The sequence below is a fragment of the Mangrovibacter plantisponsor genome, from assembly GCF_003182475.1.
Lineage (GTDB): Bacteria > Pseudomonadota > Gammaproteobacteria > Enterobacterales > Enterobacteriaceae > Mangrovibacter > Mangrovibacter plantisponsor.
In genome coordinates this window covers 34,639-49,949 of the sequence record NZ_QGTS01000014.1, presented here as the reverse complement: position 1 = coordinate 49,949, position 15,311 = coordinate 34,639, and the positions used below count along the sequence as shown (strand labels likewise).

The 15,311-nt window shown below is 51.0% G+C and carries 14 protein-coding genes, 2 tRNA genes and 1 other RNA gene; 8 read left to right on the top strand and 9 right to left on the bottom strand.

Annotated features, from left to right (window positions below):
* Positions 1 to 73: 73 nt before the first annotated feature.
* The 4 genes from modC to DES37_RS19980 form a co-directional block, all read right to left on the bottom strand.
* Positions 74 to 1,135 (bottom strand): molybdenum ABC transporter ATP-binding protein ModC, encoded by a 1,062-nt coding sequence (gene modC / locus DES37_RS19995; RefSeq protein WP_036109217.1) that lies wholly within the window; start codon positions 1,133 to 1,135, stop codon positions 74 to 76.
* Positions 1,135 to 1,827: a molybdate ABC transporter permease subunit gene (gene modB / locus DES37_RS19990; protein WP_110027498.1), complete on the bottom strand. Its 693-nt coding sequence runs from the start codon at positions 1,825 to 1,827 to the stop codon at positions 1,135 to 1,137. The genes modC and modB overlap by 1 nt, the downstream gene beginning before the upstream one ends.
* Positions 1,824 to 2,600: a molybdate ABC transporter substrate-binding protein gene (modA, locus tag DES37_RS19985; RefSeq protein ID WP_110027496.1), complete on the bottom strand. Its 777-nt coding sequence runs from the start codon at positions 2,598 to 2,600 to the stop codon at positions 1,824 to 1,826. Before modA ends, modB begins: the two co-directional genes overlap by 4 nt.
* A gap of 293 nt (positions 2,601 to 2,893) precedes the next feature.
* A complete protein-coding gene (locus tag DES37_RS19980) occupies positions 2,894 to 3,031 on the bottom strand; it encodes an AcrZ family multidrug efflux pump-associated protein (protein WP_036109227.1) in 138 nt (45 codons plus the stop codon).
* 122 nt (positions 3,032 to 3,153) lie between these two features.
* Between DES37_RS19980 and modE the strand changes: the two genes are divergently transcribed.
* The 7 genes from modE to gpmA all read left to right on the top strand — a co-directional run bounded on the left by modE (position 3,154) and on the right by gpmA (position 11,112).
* On the top strand, positions 3,154 to 3,945 hold the full coding sequence (modE, locus tag DES37_RS19975; protein ID WP_036109230.1) for a molybdenum-dependent transcriptional regulator: 792 nt from the start codon (positions 3,154 to 3,156) through the stop codon (positions 3,943 to 3,945).
* A gap of 98 nt (positions 3,946 to 4,043) precedes the next feature.
* Positions 4,044 to 5,513: a molybdate ABC transporter ATP-binding protein ModF gene (gene modF / locus DES37_RS19970; RefSeq protein WP_110027494.1), complete on the top strand. Its 1,470-nt coding sequence runs from the start codon at positions 4,044 to 4,046 to the stop codon at positions 5,511 to 5,513.
* Positions 5,514 to 5,715: 202 nt separating this feature from the next.
* On the top strand, positions 5,716 to 6,732 hold the full coding sequence (gene galE, locus DES37_RS19965) for a UDP-glucose 4-epimerase GalE (RefSeq protein ID WP_036109245.1): 1,017 nt from the start codon (positions 5,716 to 5,718) through the stop codon (positions 6,730 to 6,732).
* Between the two features lie 9 nt (positions 6,733 to 6,741).
* Positions 6,742 to 7,788, top strand: coding sequence for a galactose-1-phosphate uridylyltransferase (galT, locus tag DES37_RS19960; protein ID WP_036109248.1), 1,047 nt, complete (start codon positions 6,742 to 6,744; stop codon positions 7,786 to 7,788).
* Between the two features lie 2 nt (positions 7,789 to 7,790).
* On the top strand, positions 7,791 to 8,939 hold the full coding sequence (gene galK, locus DES37_RS19955; protein WP_110027493.1) for a galactokinase: 1,149 nt from the start codon (positions 7,791 to 7,793) through the stop codon (positions 8,937 to 8,939).
* Complete coding sequence (gene galM / locus DES37_RS19950; protein WP_110027491.1) at positions 8,933 to 9,973, top strand: galactose-1-epimerase; 1,041 nt, start codon at positions 8,933 to 8,935, stop codon at positions 9,971 to 9,973. The genes galK and galM overlap by 7 nt, the downstream gene beginning before the upstream one ends.
* Positions 9,974 to 10,359: 386 nt before the next feature.
* Entirely contained in the window at positions 10,360 to 11,112 is a 753-nt protein-coding gene (gene gpmA, locus DES37_RS19945; RefSeq protein WP_036109256.1) for a 2,3-diphosphoglycerate-dependent phosphoglycerate mutase, read from the top strand.
* 67 nt (positions 11,113 to 11,179) lie between these two features.
* Here gpmA and aroG read toward each other — a convergent pair whose 3' ends face one another.
* Positions 11,180 to 12,235 carry a 3-deoxy-7-phosphoheptulonate synthase AroG gene (gene aroG / locus DES37_RS19940; protein WP_036109259.1) on the bottom strand — a complete coding sequence of 352 codons (1,056 nt, stop codon included), beginning with the start codon at positions 12,233 to 12,235 and terminating at the stop codon, positions 11,180 to 11,182.
* Positions 12,236 to 12,611: 376 nt separating this feature from the next.
* Here aroG and zitB point away from each other — a divergent pair, with 376 nt between their 5' ends.
* Complete coding sequence (gene zitB / locus DES37_RS19935; protein ID WP_110027489.1) at positions 12,612 to 13,559, top strand: CDF family zinc transporter ZitB; 948 nt, start codon at positions 12,612 to 12,614, stop codon at positions 13,557 to 13,559.
* Between the two features lie 45 nt (positions 13,560 to 13,604).
* Here zitB and nadA read toward each other — a convergent pair whose 3' ends face one another.
* From nadA to DES37_RS19915, 4 genes are all read right to left on the bottom strand, one after another.
* Complete coding sequence (gene nadA / locus DES37_RS19930) at positions 13,605 to 14,666, bottom strand: quinolinate synthase NadA (RefSeq protein ID WP_110027488.1); 1,062 nt, start codon at positions 14,664 to 14,666, stop codon at positions 13,605 to 13,607.
* Between the two features lie 206 nt (positions 14,667 to 14,872).
* Positions 14,873 to 14,997: non-coding RNA, RtT sRNA (locus tag DES37_RS19925), on the bottom strand.
* Between the two features lie 31 nt (positions 14,998 to 15,028).
* Positions 15,029 to 15,104: transfer RNA gene (locus DES37_RS19920), tRNA-Lys, on the bottom strand.
* Positions 15,105 to 15,130: 26 nt separating this feature from the next.
* Positions 15,131 to 15,206 (bottom strand) — tRNA-Lys (locus tag DES37_RS19915).
* Positions 15,207 to 15,311 lie beyond the last annotated feature (105 nt).

Genomic DNA, 15,311 nt, shown 5'->3' with positions numbered 1-15,311 from the left:
ATGCCCGAATAAAAGCAATGTATTCTCTGGCTGGTTGGCTGGTATTGAGATGTGGTTGAGTAACCGCCGAAAATTACGTAGTAATAGAAACGCTCTTTATCTGTGCGTACAGCCACAGGCCCGGCTTAATCCCCAGTTCATCACGCGCCCACGGGCTGATACGTGACCAGAGTGTGCGGGAGCCCACTTCCAGGCGTACTTCAACCTGCCCGTTCTCGTTGTCGTAGCATTCGACAACTTTGGCTCGCAGAACGTTACGAATACTGCTGCTTTGTGGCGGGATCAGCACCAGCGACACATCAGATGCGCCAATACGAATCCGCACGGCGGCTCCTTCAGGCAACTCCAGCCGGTGTACCCATAAATGCTGGTCGCCCACTGCAAGAGCTGTCATGGCGTAGTGCAGGTGGTGCTCGAGCACCGTCACTTTAAACACTGTGCTTTGCTGCTCTTCCGGCAGCCATGGGTGCATAACCTGGCTGGTCCACACGTCTTCCAGATTACCATAGGCTTTAACCAGCCCCTGATCCAGCACCAGCACTTTTTCCGCCAGGTGCAGAATCTCTTCCAGCGAGTGCGTAACATACAGCATTGGGATGCTGATTTCTTGAGCCAGCCGCTGGAGGTATGGCAGCACCTCGCGTTTGCGGGGAATATCCAGTGAAGCAAGAGGCTCATCCAGCAGCAGAAGTTCCGGTGCTGTCAGCAAGGCGCGGCCAATCGCCACCCGCTGTTTTTCTCCACCGGAAAGACTGCCTGGCAGGCGATCGAGTAATGGTTCTATCCCCAGTAATTGCACCAGTTTATCAAACTGTGGCGCCATTTTTTTTGCCATACCATATTTCAAATTGCCACGAACACGGTAATGGGGAAACAGGCGTGCATCCTGAAAGACATAGCCTATACGCCGTTTTTCCGGGGCAAGGAAGACATCCTGTTCGGTGTCACTCAGCACCCGCTCATTGAGTACTATTTTCCCTTCCTGGGGGCGAGTCAGGCCGCTTATCGCATTAATTAACGACGTTTTCCCGGCGCCAGACACCCCAAAAATGGCGGTAATCCCTTTGCCAGGCAAGGTTTCGTCAATATGCAGGCGGTGTGTGCCAAGTGTTTGGGTAAACTGCAGCTCCAGCATTACTCTCTCCCTATACGCCGACGGCTCAACCTGGCCAGCCATTCAGAAATCATCAGTGAACATAAAGCCAGGACAATGGCGATAACGCACAACCGGGCAGCAGCACCTTCACCACCAGGTGTCTGAATCAGGGTGTACATTGCAGAAGGAAGTGTGCGGGTTTCACCAGGAATATTGGAAACAAAAGTGATGGTAGCGCCAAATTCGCCCAGTGAACGGGCAAACGCCAGAACTGTACCGACAATAATACCCGGCAGTGTCAGTGGCAGTGTAATCGTCCAGAACACGCGCCAGCGGCTGGCGCCAAGGGTTCTGGCTGCCTGCTCCAGGCGCTGATCCACCCCTTCAAGCCCCAGGCGTATTGCCCGCACCATTAAAGGAAACGACATCACTGCCGCAGCCATTACCGCACCACGCCAGCTAAAGGCAAATGTCAGGCCAAACCATTCATAAAGAAAACGGCCAACCACGCCATTGCGCCCCATTACCACCAGCAACAGATAACCGACAACAACAGGCGGCAGCACAAGAGGAAGGTGGACAATGCCATCCAGTAAAGATTTTCCGGGGAAGGAGCAACGAACCAGCACCCATGCTAACGCAATCCCAAATGGCAAACTCACACAAACAGCAAATGTTGAAACTTTCAGGCTGAGTAATAGCGCCTGCCATTCGGGATCAGTCAATATCATTGTTTCGTCGTAAACCCATATTGTTTGAATACAGCTGCTGCCTCAGGGCCTTGCAGGTATTCATAGAATGCTTTCACCTGAGCACCAGTATGCCCTTTTACCATCGCAAGTGGGTATTCAACTTTCGGATGAGAATCTTCCGGGAAGGTTCCAATCACTTTTACCCCTTTGCTGGCTACTGCGTCAGAGCCATAGACTATCCCCAAAGGTGACTCACTGCGTTCAACCAGTGCTAACGCACCACGCACATCCTGCGCGGGAGCCAGTTTTGCGGAAAGTGTATCCCAGGCACCCAATTTTTCCAGTGCCTGCTTTGCATAAATCCCTGCCGGAACATGAGCCGGATCACCCACAGCCAGACGTCCATCCTTCAGTAACACCGCCCAGTCAGTTTTATCGTTAATTGTTACATCGCCCTGGGAAGCGGTAGCCGGTGCAACCAGCACCAGGCTATTGCCCAACAGCGTTTTACGGCTGGCGGTATCAATGGTGTTTTTATCGACTGCGTAATTCATCCACTTTTGGTCTGCAGAGATGAATAAATCAGCCGGTGCACCTGCCTCAATCTGGCGAGCCAGTGTTGAGGATGAAGCAAAAGAAGCGACCACATCAACCTGCTTCTCTTTTTTATATTGTGTTGCAATATCTTGCAGCGCATTGGTTAAAGAGGCAGCCGCAAAAACAGTGATTTTGGCATTGTCTGCCATCACCTGTGCCGCCATTCCCAATGATAAAGTGACACCCACTGCCAGTTTTACCCACGTCTTAGCCATGATTATCTCCAGGTTTTTCGTTGTATATTTTGCAATATAACGTAACACCTGTGATTCTCATAACATTTATCGGCAAAAAAACTGGGGGCTTTACAGTGAAAAAACCTCGGTTAAACCGGGGGATAAGATGCAAAACAGAAAAGCCAGCATCACTGCCTGAAATTAGCGCTTAGTGAAGTTTATTGAAGTGCTGTTTTCTGCTGCTGGCAGGGTAAACTACATTTTTGCTTGCCTGCTAAAAACAGCAACGCCCGGGCACACCGGGCGTTACAAATGGCGTTATGCGTGGAGACTCAGGAGGTCTTTTTACGGCCAATACCTGAAAAGATGTTGAATACCTCACCAAACGCATAAATCAGCCCGAGAATAATCGCCATCATGACAGGCACCATGCAAACGGCGAAAACCAGACTTTTCAATAACTCTAACATGGTTGTCTCCCTTGTAAATTCTGGATCATTGTACTGTTATCCACCAAAAACGCACACGCCTTTTGTGCGAATTTGCCCTGACGTTTACAATCACTGGATTCTCGTTTAACCAGGAGCCGCACATGCAGGCTGAAATCTTACTTACGCTAAAACTTCAGGGAAGCCTTTTTGCCGACCCAAGGCGTATTTCTCTTCTTAAACAGATAGAACAAACAGGCTCAATTAGCCAGGGCGCTAAAATGGCGGGTATTAGCTACAAAAGCGCCTGGGATGCCATAAATGAAATGAACCAACTGACTGACCAGTTGCTGGTAGAAAGAGCGACCGGGGGCAAAGGCGGTGGTGGAGCCATATTGACCCCCTATGGCAAGCGGTTAATCCAGCTATATGATTTGCTGGCACAAATTCAGCAAAAAGCGTTTGATGTACTGCGTGATGACGCCCTGCCGCTGGACAGTTTATTGGCTGCCATTTCACGTTTTTCACTGCAAACCAGCGCCAGAAACCAACTTTTTGGCACCCTGCTTGAGCGGGATAACCAGCATGTCCAACAACATGTGAATATTCTGCTGGCCGACGGGAAAACACAGTTGAAAGTGGCACTGACTGAACAAAGTGCACACCGGCTTGGCCTGGAGCCCGGTAAAGAAGTGCTGGTGCTGGTAAAAGCCCCCTGGGTGGGTATTACCCGTGACACACAACGCGCAAGCCAGGCTGATAACATTCTGCCGGGTACTATTAACACTATCGAGCAGGGCCCGGAACAGAGTGAAGTGCTGGTTACGCTGGCCGACGGGCAGACACTGTGTGCAACACTCCCCAACCAGGTCGTTGCCCAGGAAGCGCTGGAAGTGGGTAACCAGGCCACGGCTTACTTCAATGCCGACCACGTAATCATCGCCACGCTTTGTTAACAACATGCAGGCTGGCCGGGTTTAAACAGCATAGTGATTGACAAGCCCGGTCGGAACACGTATCCCTGTATTATTTACTGCAATAAACGGGATACATGATGTCATTATTGCAAATTTCGCAATGTACGTTTCACCTGAGCGATACCCGTTCACTGGTGATTGATGATTTAACCATACGCGCCGGGGAAAGCTGGGCCTTTGTTGGCGCGAATGGCAGTGGAAAATCTGCGCTCGCTCGCGTACTGAGTGGTAACCTGCCCGCCATGCGTGGCACGCTGTCCAGCTCATTTAAAAGACCTGTCTTGCTCTCGTTTGAATTACTCCACCAACTGGTCCGTGAAGAGTGGCAGCGCAATAATACGGACATGCTCAGTGCCGATGAAGACGATACCGGGCGCACAGCGGCTGAAATTATCCAGGATGCGGTAAAAGACCCGGCTCGCTGCCAGCAACTGGCGCAACGGTTCGGGATCAGCCATTTACTGGACAGGCGGTTTAAGTACCTGTCCACGGGCGAAACACGCAAGGCCTTGTTATGCCAGGCGCTGATGCCCACGCCGGATTTACTGGTGTTCGATGAACCCTTTGACGGCCTGGACAGCCAGTCCCGGGAACAGCTTGCCGGTGAACTGGCCTCCCTCAATCAACAAGGTTATACCCTGGTGCTGGTACTAAACCGGTTCGATGAAATACCCGAGTTTATCCGTTATGCGGGCGTACTGGCCGATTGCGCGTTGCAGGCAACAGGGGATAAAGCCGAATTGCTTTCCCAGGCACTTATCGCGCAGCTTGCCCACAGTGAACAATTGGCGGGTATCAGTATTCCGCAAGCAGATACACCATCACCCGGTGCTGCACTCGATCCTACTCAACCATTGATTACCCTGAATAAAGGGGTGGTTTCCTGGAATGACCGCCCGGTGCTGCATAAGCTTGACTGGCAGGTAAACCCTGGCGAGCACTGGCAAATTGTCGGCCCCAATGGGGCTGGCAAATCTACATTACTGAGCCTGGTCACCGGCGATCATCCCCAGGGTTACAGTAATGACCTGACATTATTTGGCCGGCGTCGTGGCAGTGGTGAAACCATATGGGACATTAAAAAACATATTGGCTATGTCAGCAGCAGCCTGCACCTTGACTACCGGGTCAGTACCACATTACGTAATGTCATTCTCTCTGGTTTCTTCGATACAATCGGCATTTACCAGGCCGTTTCTGAGCGCCAGCAACGCCTGGTACGTGAATGGCTGCAATTACTGGGTATGGATAATGCCACGGCAGATGCCCCTTTCCACTCCCTTTCCTGGGGTCAGCAACGCATTGCATTGATTGCCCGTGCGCTGGTCAAGCATCCTACTTTATTGATTCTGGATGAACCATTGCAGGGCCTTGATCCGTTAAACCGTTTACTGGTGCGCCGTTTTATTGATGTGCTGATTAGTGAAGGCGATACCCAGTTGTTATTCGTTTCGCATCATATGCAGGATGCGCCAGATTGCATCACTCATCGTTTAACCTTTGTCCCGGACAACGGCATTTATAGATACCAGACCGATATTCTGTGAAAACCAGCGGGCCACTGGCCCGTTTTTTTCAGAATCCCCGCAGCTACACAATCTATCCTGTTGATTTACAATGTGCCTGTTCAGGGAGTATTTATAGATGAAATCTTTGTGTAAACGATTCCACTAATTTATTCCATGTCACACTTTTCGCCACTCTGTTATGCTATGTTTATTACATACCATAAGCGTAATGGAGCGAAAAATGAGAGTTCTGGTAACAGGTGGTAGCGGTTACATTGGCAGTCATACCTGCGTTCAGTTACTGCAAAGCGGGCACGAGGTATTTATCCTTGATAACCTGTGCAACAGCAAACGCAGCGTACTGCCTGTCATTGAACGCCTTGGCGGAAAACAGCCGTTATTTATTGATGGTGACATTCGCAACGAAGCCTTACTCACCGAAATTCTTCATGACCATGCGATTGAGGCTGTTATTCATTTCGCCGGCCTGAAAGCCGTTGGTGAATCGGTCCAAAAACCGGTTGAATACTACGACAACAACGTTAATGGTACTTTGCGCCTTATCGCCGCAATGCGTGCCGCTAATGTCAAAAACTTCATTTTCAGCTCTTCTGCCACAGTGTATGGCGACCAGCCGAAAATTCCTTACGTTGAAACCTTCCCCACCGGGATGCCGGCAAGCCCCTACGGGCGCAGCAAATTAATGGTGGAACAAATTTTAACGGATCTGCACACCGCAGACCCGAGCTGGAGCATTGCCCTGCTGCGCTACTTCAACCCGGTTGGCGCCCACCCGTCGGGAGATATGGGTGAAGACCCGCAAGGTATCCCTAATAACCTGATGCCATATATTGCGCAAGTTGCTGTCGGGCGCCGTGAGTCACTTGCTGTGTTCGGTAATGACTACCCAACGGAAGACGGCACCGGAGTGCGGGATTATATCCATGTGATGGACCTGGCGGACGGCCATGTAGTTGCCATGCAGAAACTGGCGAATAAACCTGGCGTGCATGTTTACAACCTGGGAGCTGGCGTGGGTAGCAGCGTGCTGGATGTGATTAATGCGTTCAGTAAAGCTTGCGGTAAACCGGTTAATTACCACTTCGCACCTCGCCGTGCTGGCGATTTACCCGCTTATTGGGCCGATGCAACTAAAGCGGATAAAGAACTTGGCTGGCGTGTTTCCCGCACGCTGGAAGAAATGGCCGCCGATACCTGGCGGTGGCAGTCCAGCCACCCGCAAGGTTACCCTGACTAAGGAAATGTTATGGAACCCTTTAATCCTGTCGAACACCCACATCGCCGTTATAACCCGTTAACAGGGCAATGGGTTCTGGTTTCTCCGCACCGCGCAAAGCGCCCCTGGCAAGGGGCGCAGGAGACACCAGCCAAACAGTCATTACCAAAGCACGACCCTGAGTGTTATTTGTGCCCGGGCAATACCCGGGTGACAGGTGATACCAACCCGAACTATACCGGGACGCACGTGTTCACTAATGATTTTGCAGCGCTGATGCCCGATACACCGGATGCTGCAGAAAACCCAGGATCCCTGTTTCGTTGCCAGAGTGCCCGGGGTACCAGCCGGGTTATCTGTTTTTCACCGGATCACAGCAAAACTCTGCCAGAGCTGACACTGGAAGCCCTGGAAGGGGTTATCCGTACCTGGCAGGAACAAACTGCAGATTTGGGTCGCACTTATCCCTGGGTTCAGGTTTTCGAAAATAAAGGTGCCGCCATGGGATGCTCTAATCCGCATCCACATGGGCAGGTTTGGGCGAACAGCTTCCTGCCCAATGAAGCGGCGCGTGAAGATGAGCACCAACGGAACTGGCAAGCTCTGCATGGCTCGCCCATGCTTGTGGATTATGCCCGGCAGGAAATGAATGATGGCAGCCGTACAGTTGTTGAAACACAACACTGGCTGGCGGTTGTGCCTTACTGGGCTGCATGGCCTTTTGAAACGCTGTTGCTGCCGAAAGCGCCAACACAGCGTCTGACAGATTTATCACCCGAACAACACAAAGACCTGGCTGTTGCACTGAAAAAACTGACCAGCCGCTATGACAACTTATTCCAGTGCTCTTTCCCGTATTCCATGGGCTGGCATGGCGCGCCATTTAACGGCGAAGACAACACACACTGGCAGTTACATGCTCACTTTTACCCGCCACTGTTGCGCTCAGCAACAGTACGCAAATTTATGGTGGGTTACGAAATGCTGGCGGAAACTCAGCGCGATTTAACCGCTGAGCAGGCTGCCGAGCGCCTGCGGGCAGTCAGTGATATCCATTTTCGCGAATCAGGAGAATAACAATGAGTCTGAAAGAGAACACCCTGGCCCTTTTTACTGAAATTTTTGGCTACCCGGCAAAAGAAACTATCCAGGCACCAGGCCGTGTGAACCTGATTGGTGAGCACACTGATTACAACGATGGCTTTGTTCTGCCTTGTGCAATTGATTACCAGACCGTTATCAGTTGCGCCCCCCGCGATGATCGTATCGTGCGTGTTATTGCCGCAGATTACGATAACCAGCGTGATGAGTTTTCCCTTGATGAGCCGATTCTGAGCCACCCGGACCAGCAGTGGTCTAATTATGTTCGCGGTGTTGTTAAACATTTGCAAAAACGCAATAACGGGTTCGGCGGTGCCGACCTGGTGATTAGCGGTAATGTACCCCAGGGCGCAGGTTTGAGTTCATCAGCATCGCTGGAAGTTGCTGTGGGCAAAGTATTCCAGCAACTGTACCACCTGCCACTTGATGGTGCGCAACTGGCGCTGAATGGGCAGGAAGCTGAAAACCAGTTCGTGGGCTGTAACTGCGGCATTATGGACCAGCTGATTTCCGCTCTGGGCAAGCAGGACCATGCATTGCTTATCGACTGCCGTAGCCTCGGCACTAAAGCCGTCCCAATGCCAAAAGGTGTGGCGGTTATTATTATCAACAGTAACTTTAAGCGCACACTGGTCGGTAGTGAATACAACACCCGGCGCGAACAGTGTGAAACGGGTGCCCGGTTCTTCACACAGAAAGCATTACGTGATGTGAGCCTGGCAACGTTTAATGCCGTGGCCCATGAGCTGGACCCGGTTGTGGCAAAACGCGTGCGCCATGTTTTAACCGAGAATGAACGCACCCTGGCAGCAGCCGATGCACTGGCAGATGGCGATTTGCAGAAAATGGGTGAGCTGATGGCTGCCTCCCACATCTCTATGCGTGATGATTTTGAGATAACCGTCCCACAAATTGATACGCTGGTTGATATTGTTAAGGCTGCTATCGGTGATAAGGGCGGCGTGCGTATGACGGGTGGCGGTTTTGGCGGTTGCGTTGTGGCACTGGTGCCTGAAACACTGGTCGATGATGTACGCCAGGCTGTCGCCAGCCAGTACGAAGCGAAAACCGGTATTAAAGAAACCTTTTATGTGTGCAAACCCTCCGAAGGAGCCGGATTATGTTAAGCCAGGATCACGGGATGGCACCAGATGGCCAACCGTTTAAGCTGATAACGTTACACAACCAGGCAGGCATGGAAGTCATGCTGATGGACTGGGGCGCAACACTGTTGTCGTGCCGCGTTCCGTTGAAAGACGGGCATACCCGGGAAGTATTACTGGGCTGTGAAACACCCGAACAGTATACCCACCAGGCCGCTTTTCTGGGTGCATCCATTGGCCGCTATGCGAACCGCATTGACAGCAGCCAGTACACTCATGACGGGCTGACTGTGCACCTGAAACCCAGCCAGGGGGAGCACCAACTGCATGGTGGCCCGGAGGGGTTTGATAAGCGCCGTTGGGAGATAATCAGCCATGACAGCCAGCAGGCAGTTTTACAACTGACCTCACCAGATGGCGACCAGGGGTTTCCTGGTAACCTGACAGCCAGCGTCATTTACCGGGTAACACCAGATAACCGTATTGCCATTATTTACCAGGCTCAGGTTGATAAACCCTGCCCGGTTAACCTGACTAACCATGCCTACTTTAATCTGGATGGCAAAAAGGGCGATATTCGCCAGCACCGCCTGCAACTGTTTGCAGAGCAGTGGTTACCGGTTAATAGCAATGGTATTCCATCTGGTGAACTGGCGGATGTTCAGCATACTGGTTTTGATTTCCGCGGGCCGAAAACAATTGCAGAAGATTTTCTGCGCGATGAAAACCAGGCTGGCGTGAAAGGTTACGATCATGCTTTCCTGCTCACTGCCCGGGGGGACGCAAGCCTGCCCGCAGCGCATGTCTGGTCTGCAGATAACAAGCTAAAAATGAGCGTGTTTACCTCAGCACCAGCATTACAGTTCTATTCCGGGAACTATCTTGACGGCACACCGGCAAGGCAGTTTACCCACTACGCATCCTTTGAAGGCCTGGCGCTGGAAAGTGAGTTTTTGCCAGACAGCCCCAACCACCCAGAGTGGCCGCAACCTGACTGCGTACTCAAGCCGGGTGAAACCTGGCAAAGTATTACAGAGTACCAGTTTACTGCGCTATAACGGGTTAACCACCAGCCTTACGCTGCCCGGTGTGAGGCTGGCATGCACTACTCGGGTGTAAATAACTGGCGTAGTTAGCTGGTGTCGTAAGCTAAGCGGTATGGTCAGCCTGTGTGGTTATAGCAACGCCCTCGTTTTACTGGTGGTGTATCCTTTCAGCAACCCACCCCATTTCACCTGGCAACCCAGCCAGCGAGCTCACTTTTTAAACAAAATGCTGTTTTTAAAACCATTTAGCAGCAAAAGAGCAACCACAAATTCACATCAGCCTTACACTCTGCCAAGAATTTCGCTATGTTTAAGGTTTGGCGTTGCCGCTGGCGCCACCACGGCAATATAATGATAATTGTTATCATTCAATCCCCAGGATTACGAGGAGTAATATTATGGCTGTAACTAAGCTGGTTCTGGTTCGTCACGGTGAAAGTCAGTGGAACCAGGAAAACCGCTTTACTGGCTGGTACGATGTTGACCTGTCTGAAAAAGGTAAAAGCGAAGCAAAAGCTGCTGGTAAACTGCTCAAAGACGAAGGCTATAGTTTCGATTTTGCCTACACTTCTGTGCTGAAACGAGCCATCCACACGCTGTGGAATATCCTGGACGAAGTGGACCAGGTGTGGTTGCCGGTAGAAAAATCATGGAAACTGAATGAACGCCACTATGGTGCACTGCAGGGGCTGAACAAAGCAGAAACCGCAGAAAAATATGGTGACGAGCAGGTTAAACAGTGGCGTCGTGGTTTTGCGGTTACCCCGCCAGAACTGACAAAAGACGACGAACGTTTCCCGGGCCATGACCCGCGTTATGCAAGCCTGTCAGAAAAAGAGCTGCCGGTAACTGAAAGCCTGGCGCTAACCATTGAACGTGTTATTCCTTTCTGGACTGACAGCATCCTGCCACGTATGAAAAGTGGTGAGCGTGTGATTGTTGCTGCTCACGGTAACTCTCTGCGTGCACTGGTTAAATACCTGGATAACATGAGCGAAGACGAAATTCTCGAGCTGAATATCCCGACAGGTGTTCCGCTGGTTTACGAGTTTGACGAAAACTTCAACCCGATTAAACGCTACTACCTGGGCAACGCAGACGAAATCGCAGCGAAAGCAGCGGCTGTTGCCAACCAGGGTAAAGCCAAGTAATAAAAAACGGTGCCAGTTTTACCCAGGTACCGTTTGTTTAAGAAAACCGCTCACCAGAGCGGTTTTTTTATTTAGTTCTGCGAGCTTTTACTGCGCCAGCAAGCTGAGTTAACAAGGCCGCGGTATCTTCCCAGCCAATGCAGGCGTCAGTGATACTTTTGCCGTATTCCAGTGGTTTGCCACTTTCCAGGCTCTGGTTACCTTCAACAAGGTGGCTCTCTACCATCACACCCATAATACCTTTTTCGCCACCAGCAATTTGCCCGCACACATCGGCACAGACATCCATTTGCTTTTTAAATTGCTTGCTGGAATTTGCGTGGCTGAAATCAATCATTACTTGTGGCGCCAGCCCGGCTTTTTCCAGCCCTTGCTTCACCTGAGCCACATGTTCCGCACTGTAATTTGGTGCTTTGCCGCCGCGTAAAATAATATGGCAGTCACCATTCCCGCTGGTATTAACGATAGCGGAATGCCCCCATTTAGTTACCGACAAGAAGCAGTGAGGCGCACCGGCCGCATTGATGGCATCAATGGCTACTTTAATTGTTCCATCGGTACCATTTTTAAACCCAACCGGGCATGAAAGGCCGGAAGCCAGCTCACGGTGAACCTGAGATTCTGTGGTACGGGCACCTATTGCCCCCCAGCTCATCAAGTCCGCCATATATTGCGGCGTGATCATGTCAAGAAACTCACCCGCAGTCGGCAAACCAGTGTCGTTAATTTCCAGCAGGAGTTTACGGGCGATACGCAAACCGTCGTTAATCTGATAGCTACTGTCCATGTAAGGGTCGTTGATAAGCCCTTTCCAGCCAACAGTGGTGCGCGGCTTTTCAAAATACACCCGCATCACCACTTCCAACTCCCCTTTCAGGGCTTCACGCATTTCCAACAAACGCGTGGCATAAGCTTGCGCTGCACTGGGATCATGAATTGAGCAGGGGCCAATAATCACTAACAGGCGATCGTCCTGCCCGGTGAGAATATTATGGATGGCATTACGGGCACCAGAGACTGTCGCTGCAGCATTATCTGTCGCCGGGAATTTTTCCAGCAATGCTACCGGAGGTAAAAGCTCGTTAATTTCGTTAATACGTAAATCGTCATTCTGATAATTCATGATAATCCCAATAAAGACTGGCTATGCTAATTTCCTGATTGCAACCCGCCCAATCTATCTCTTCACCCGGATTGTGTAAACGCAATTTTACACTACAGGAACAAAATACCGGCGAAGTGCCTGGTTCACAGAAAGTAAAACTGAAGAAATTAAAAATACCGCACCTTAAACCAATAAAATCTGGCTGTTGACGGGAAAACATAATTTTCCGCCACAAGCGCCATAACGAACTGAAAAATAGATATAATTTTTGATGCGATTTCAGGCCGGGTCCGGGTTTACAGTTTTATCTGCTGTACCCATTGCTGGCCCGAAGCCATAATAGATATATGCAACAAAGGCTTCACTGGCTTACCTCTTTACGCTCAGGAGACACATGGCTCATACGCACTCCCATCACCATTCGCACAACAGCAACCATGACAATGAAACTCGCCTGTTCTATGCGTTTTTGATAACAGCTCTGTTTATGGTAGCTGAAGTTGTTGGTGGTTTACTGTCTGGCTCTCTTGCGCTACTGGCAGATGCCGGGCATATGCTGACCGATGCTGTAGCCCTGTTCATTGCCCTGATGGCTGTGCGGATTGCCCGCCGTTCACCTGCGCGTGGGCATACATTTGGCTGGCTCCGCTTACCCACCCTTGCCGCCTTTGTTAATGCCATTGCACTGGTCGTTATCACTGTATTGATTGTCTGGGAAGCAGTGGTGCGCTTCTGGCACCCAAGGCCGGTTGGCAGCACCATGATGCTGACCATCGCTATTTTGGGGTTGCTGGCGAATCTGGCGGCCTTCTGGATGCTTCATCGTGGCAATAGCGAAAGTAATCTGAACGTGCGTGCCGCAGCACTTCACGTACTGGGAGATTTGCTGGGGTCTGTTGGTGCCATTGTTGCCGCGATTGTGATTATGTGGACAGGATGGACACCGGTAGATCCTATTTTGTCGGTGCTGGTTTCCTGCCTGGTGTTACGCAGTGCCTGGCAGTTGCTAAAAGAAAGTGTTAATGAATTAATGGAAGGTGCCCCACGCGATTTGGACATCGCGAAAATGCAAAAAGCCCTGACCCGGGCTTTGCCTGAAGTTCGCCAGGTGCACCATGTCCATGTGTGGCTGGTTGGTGAGCAGCCACTTCTGACGCTGCATGTGCAGGTTATTCCTCCACGGGATCATGATGAACTGCTGGGGCGTATTCACACGTTTCTGCGTGAAAACTACCACATTGCCCATGCCACGGTACAAATGGAATACCAGCCGTGCAATACAACGTTGTGTGACCTGAACCAGGTGCAGTCAGCCGAAGCTCACCACCATCATCATCACTAACACCAGCTAACCTGTGCGCCCGTGCAACATCTCACGGGCGGTAATTCAGGCATTCCCTTTGACAACCTGGTTCAGAGATGCCGCGAATTGCAGCATTCTGTTAAGCGGCAAAAGAGCTTTTTCCCGTAATGCAGAATCAACATGAATTTCATGCTCTGCACCACCCTGTTCCAGCCCGCTGGCAATGGCCCGTAAACCATTCATCGCCATCCACGGGCAGTGTGCACAGCTACGGCAGGTTGCACCTTCTCCGGCTGTCGGTGCTTCCAGTAATATTTTTTCCGGGCAGGCCTGCTGCATTTTATAAAAAATGCCGCGATCGGTTGCTACAATCAGCCTTGGGTGCGGCAATTTACGTGCTGCGGCAATGAGTTGGCTGGTTGAGCCTACCGCGTCTGCCAGATCAACGATAGCCTGAGGCGACTCAGGGTGGACCAATACGGCGGCATCCGGGTAGAGCGCCTTCATCTGTAACAACGCCTGGGTTTTGAATTCATCATGTACAATGCAGGCACCCTGCCAGCACAGAATATCTGCGCCAGTCTGCTTTTGGACATAGCGCCCTAAATGGCGATCTGGCGCCCAAATAATTTTTTCCCCCAGGCTGTCGAGGTGTTCAATAAGCTCCACCGCGATGCTGGATGTCACAACCCAGTCAGCACGCGCTTTAACCGCCGCTGATGTGTTGGCATACACCACCACGGTTCTGTCCGGGTGCGCATCACAGAATGCAGTGAATGCATCTTCAGGGCAGCCCAGGTCCAGCGAGCACTCTGCGGCAAGCGTTGGCATTAGCACTGTTTTTTCCGGGCTGAGAATTTTTGCTGTCTCCCCCATGAACCGCACTCCTGCAACCAGCAGAGTGGAAGCCGGGTGGTTTGCACCAAAGCGGGCCATTTCCAGAGAGTCTGCTACACAACCGCCGGTTTCTTCGGCCAGAGCCTGAATTTCCGGGTCGGTATAGTAGTGCGCCACCATGACAGCATTGCGCGCTTTTAGTAACGTTTTGATCTTTTCCCGATACTGTGCCTTTTCCGCATCACTCAAACGCGGTGGTTTCGGAGGAAAGGGATAAATGGAATCGTGCAGTTCGGCCATCACACTCATGGGATACTCTCGTTTAACAGCTTAACCAAAAAATGCCTGCAACTGGTATTTTCCCATCCCGGGCAGGTCATTTGTTTTATATGCTAAACAAGATAGCCGAATTATCGCTTTTTGTCGTGAGGTTTTGTTTACCGAATACGCAAAATTACAGTTTTGTGCGTTGCCGCATTTTGTGCTTTGGACAATACCGGGGATAAATAAATGAAGGGTGGGTCGTGCAGGATGATTCGGCCGTTGGCCTCACCCTCGGGCCGTTGCCAGAGGCAACGTTGTCTCGCTTCCCTCGGCTCGAACCTGCCCAGGTTCTCATTCTGCACTTTTTACGCATAGCAAAAAGGCGCCTTTAGGGCGCCTTTCCACACTGGTGGGTCGTGCAGGATTCGAACCTGCGACCAATTGATTAAAAGTCAACTGCTCTACCAACTGAGCTAACGACCCCTTACGGGTAATACAGGCTTAAATGATGGTGGGTCGTGCAGGATTCGAACCTGCGACCAATTGATTAAAAGTCAACTGCTCTACCAACTGAGCTAACGACCCATCAATTAAGCTATTGCTTTTGTTACTACTCTATAACCCTGCACAACTGCAGGAGCGTTTTCACAAAGTGAACAAACCATGCAACAAGACACCTTGCTGCCTTAA

Excerpts from the sequence above, each read along its gene's own strand:
- modC (WP_036109217.1), bottom strand. The coding sequence starts at position 1,135 with ATGCTGGAGCTGCAGTTTACCCAAACACTTGGCACACACCGCCTGCAT.
- modB (WP_110027498.1), bottom strand. The coding sequence starts at position 1,827 with ATGATATTGACTGATCCCGAATGGCAGGCGCTATTACTCAGCCTGAAA.
- modA (WP_110027496.1), bottom strand. The coding sequence starts at position 2,600 with ATGGCTAAGACGTGGGTAAAACTGGCAGTGGGTGTCACTTTATCATTG.
- DES37_RS19980 (WP_036109227.1), bottom strand. The coding sequence starts at position 3,031 with ATGTTAGAGTTATTGAAAAGTCTGGTTTTCGCCGTTTGCATGGTGCCT.
- modE (WP_036109230.1), top strand. The coding sequence starts at position 3,154 with ATGCAGGCTGAAATCTTACTTACGCTAAAACTTCAGGGAAGCCTTTTT.
- modF (WP_110027494.1), top strand. The coding sequence starts at position 4,044 with ATGTCATTATTGCAAATTTCGCAATGTACGTTTCACCTGAGCGATACC.
- galE (WP_036109245.1), top strand. The coding sequence starts at position 5,716 with ATGAGAGTTCTGGTAACAGGTGGTAGCGGTTACATTGGCAGTCATACC.
- galT (WP_036109248.1), top strand. The coding sequence starts at position 6,742 with ATGGAACCCTTTAATCCTGTCGAACACCCACATCGCCGTTATAACCCG.
- galK (WP_110027493.1), top strand. The coding sequence starts at position 7,791 with ATGAGTCTGAAAGAGAACACCCTGGCCCTTTTTACTGAAATTTTTGGC.
- galM (WP_110027491.1), top strand. The coding sequence starts at position 8,933 with ATGTTAAGCCAGGATCACGGGATGGCACCAGATGGCCAACCGTTTAAG.
- gpmA (WP_036109256.1), top strand. The coding sequence starts at position 10,360 with ATGGCTGTAACTAAGCTGGTTCTGGTTCGTCACGGTGAAAGTCAGTGG.
- aroG (WP_036109259.1), bottom strand. The coding sequence starts at position 12,235 with ATGAATTATCAGAATGACGATTTACGTATTAACGAAATTAACGAGCTT.
- zitB (WP_110027489.1), top strand. The coding sequence starts at position 12,612 with ATGGCTCATACGCACTCCCATCACCATTCGCACAACAGCAACCATGAC.
- nadA (WP_110027488.1), bottom strand. The coding sequence starts at position 14,666 with ATGAGTGTGATGGCCGAACTGCACGATTCCATTTATCCCTTTCCTCCG.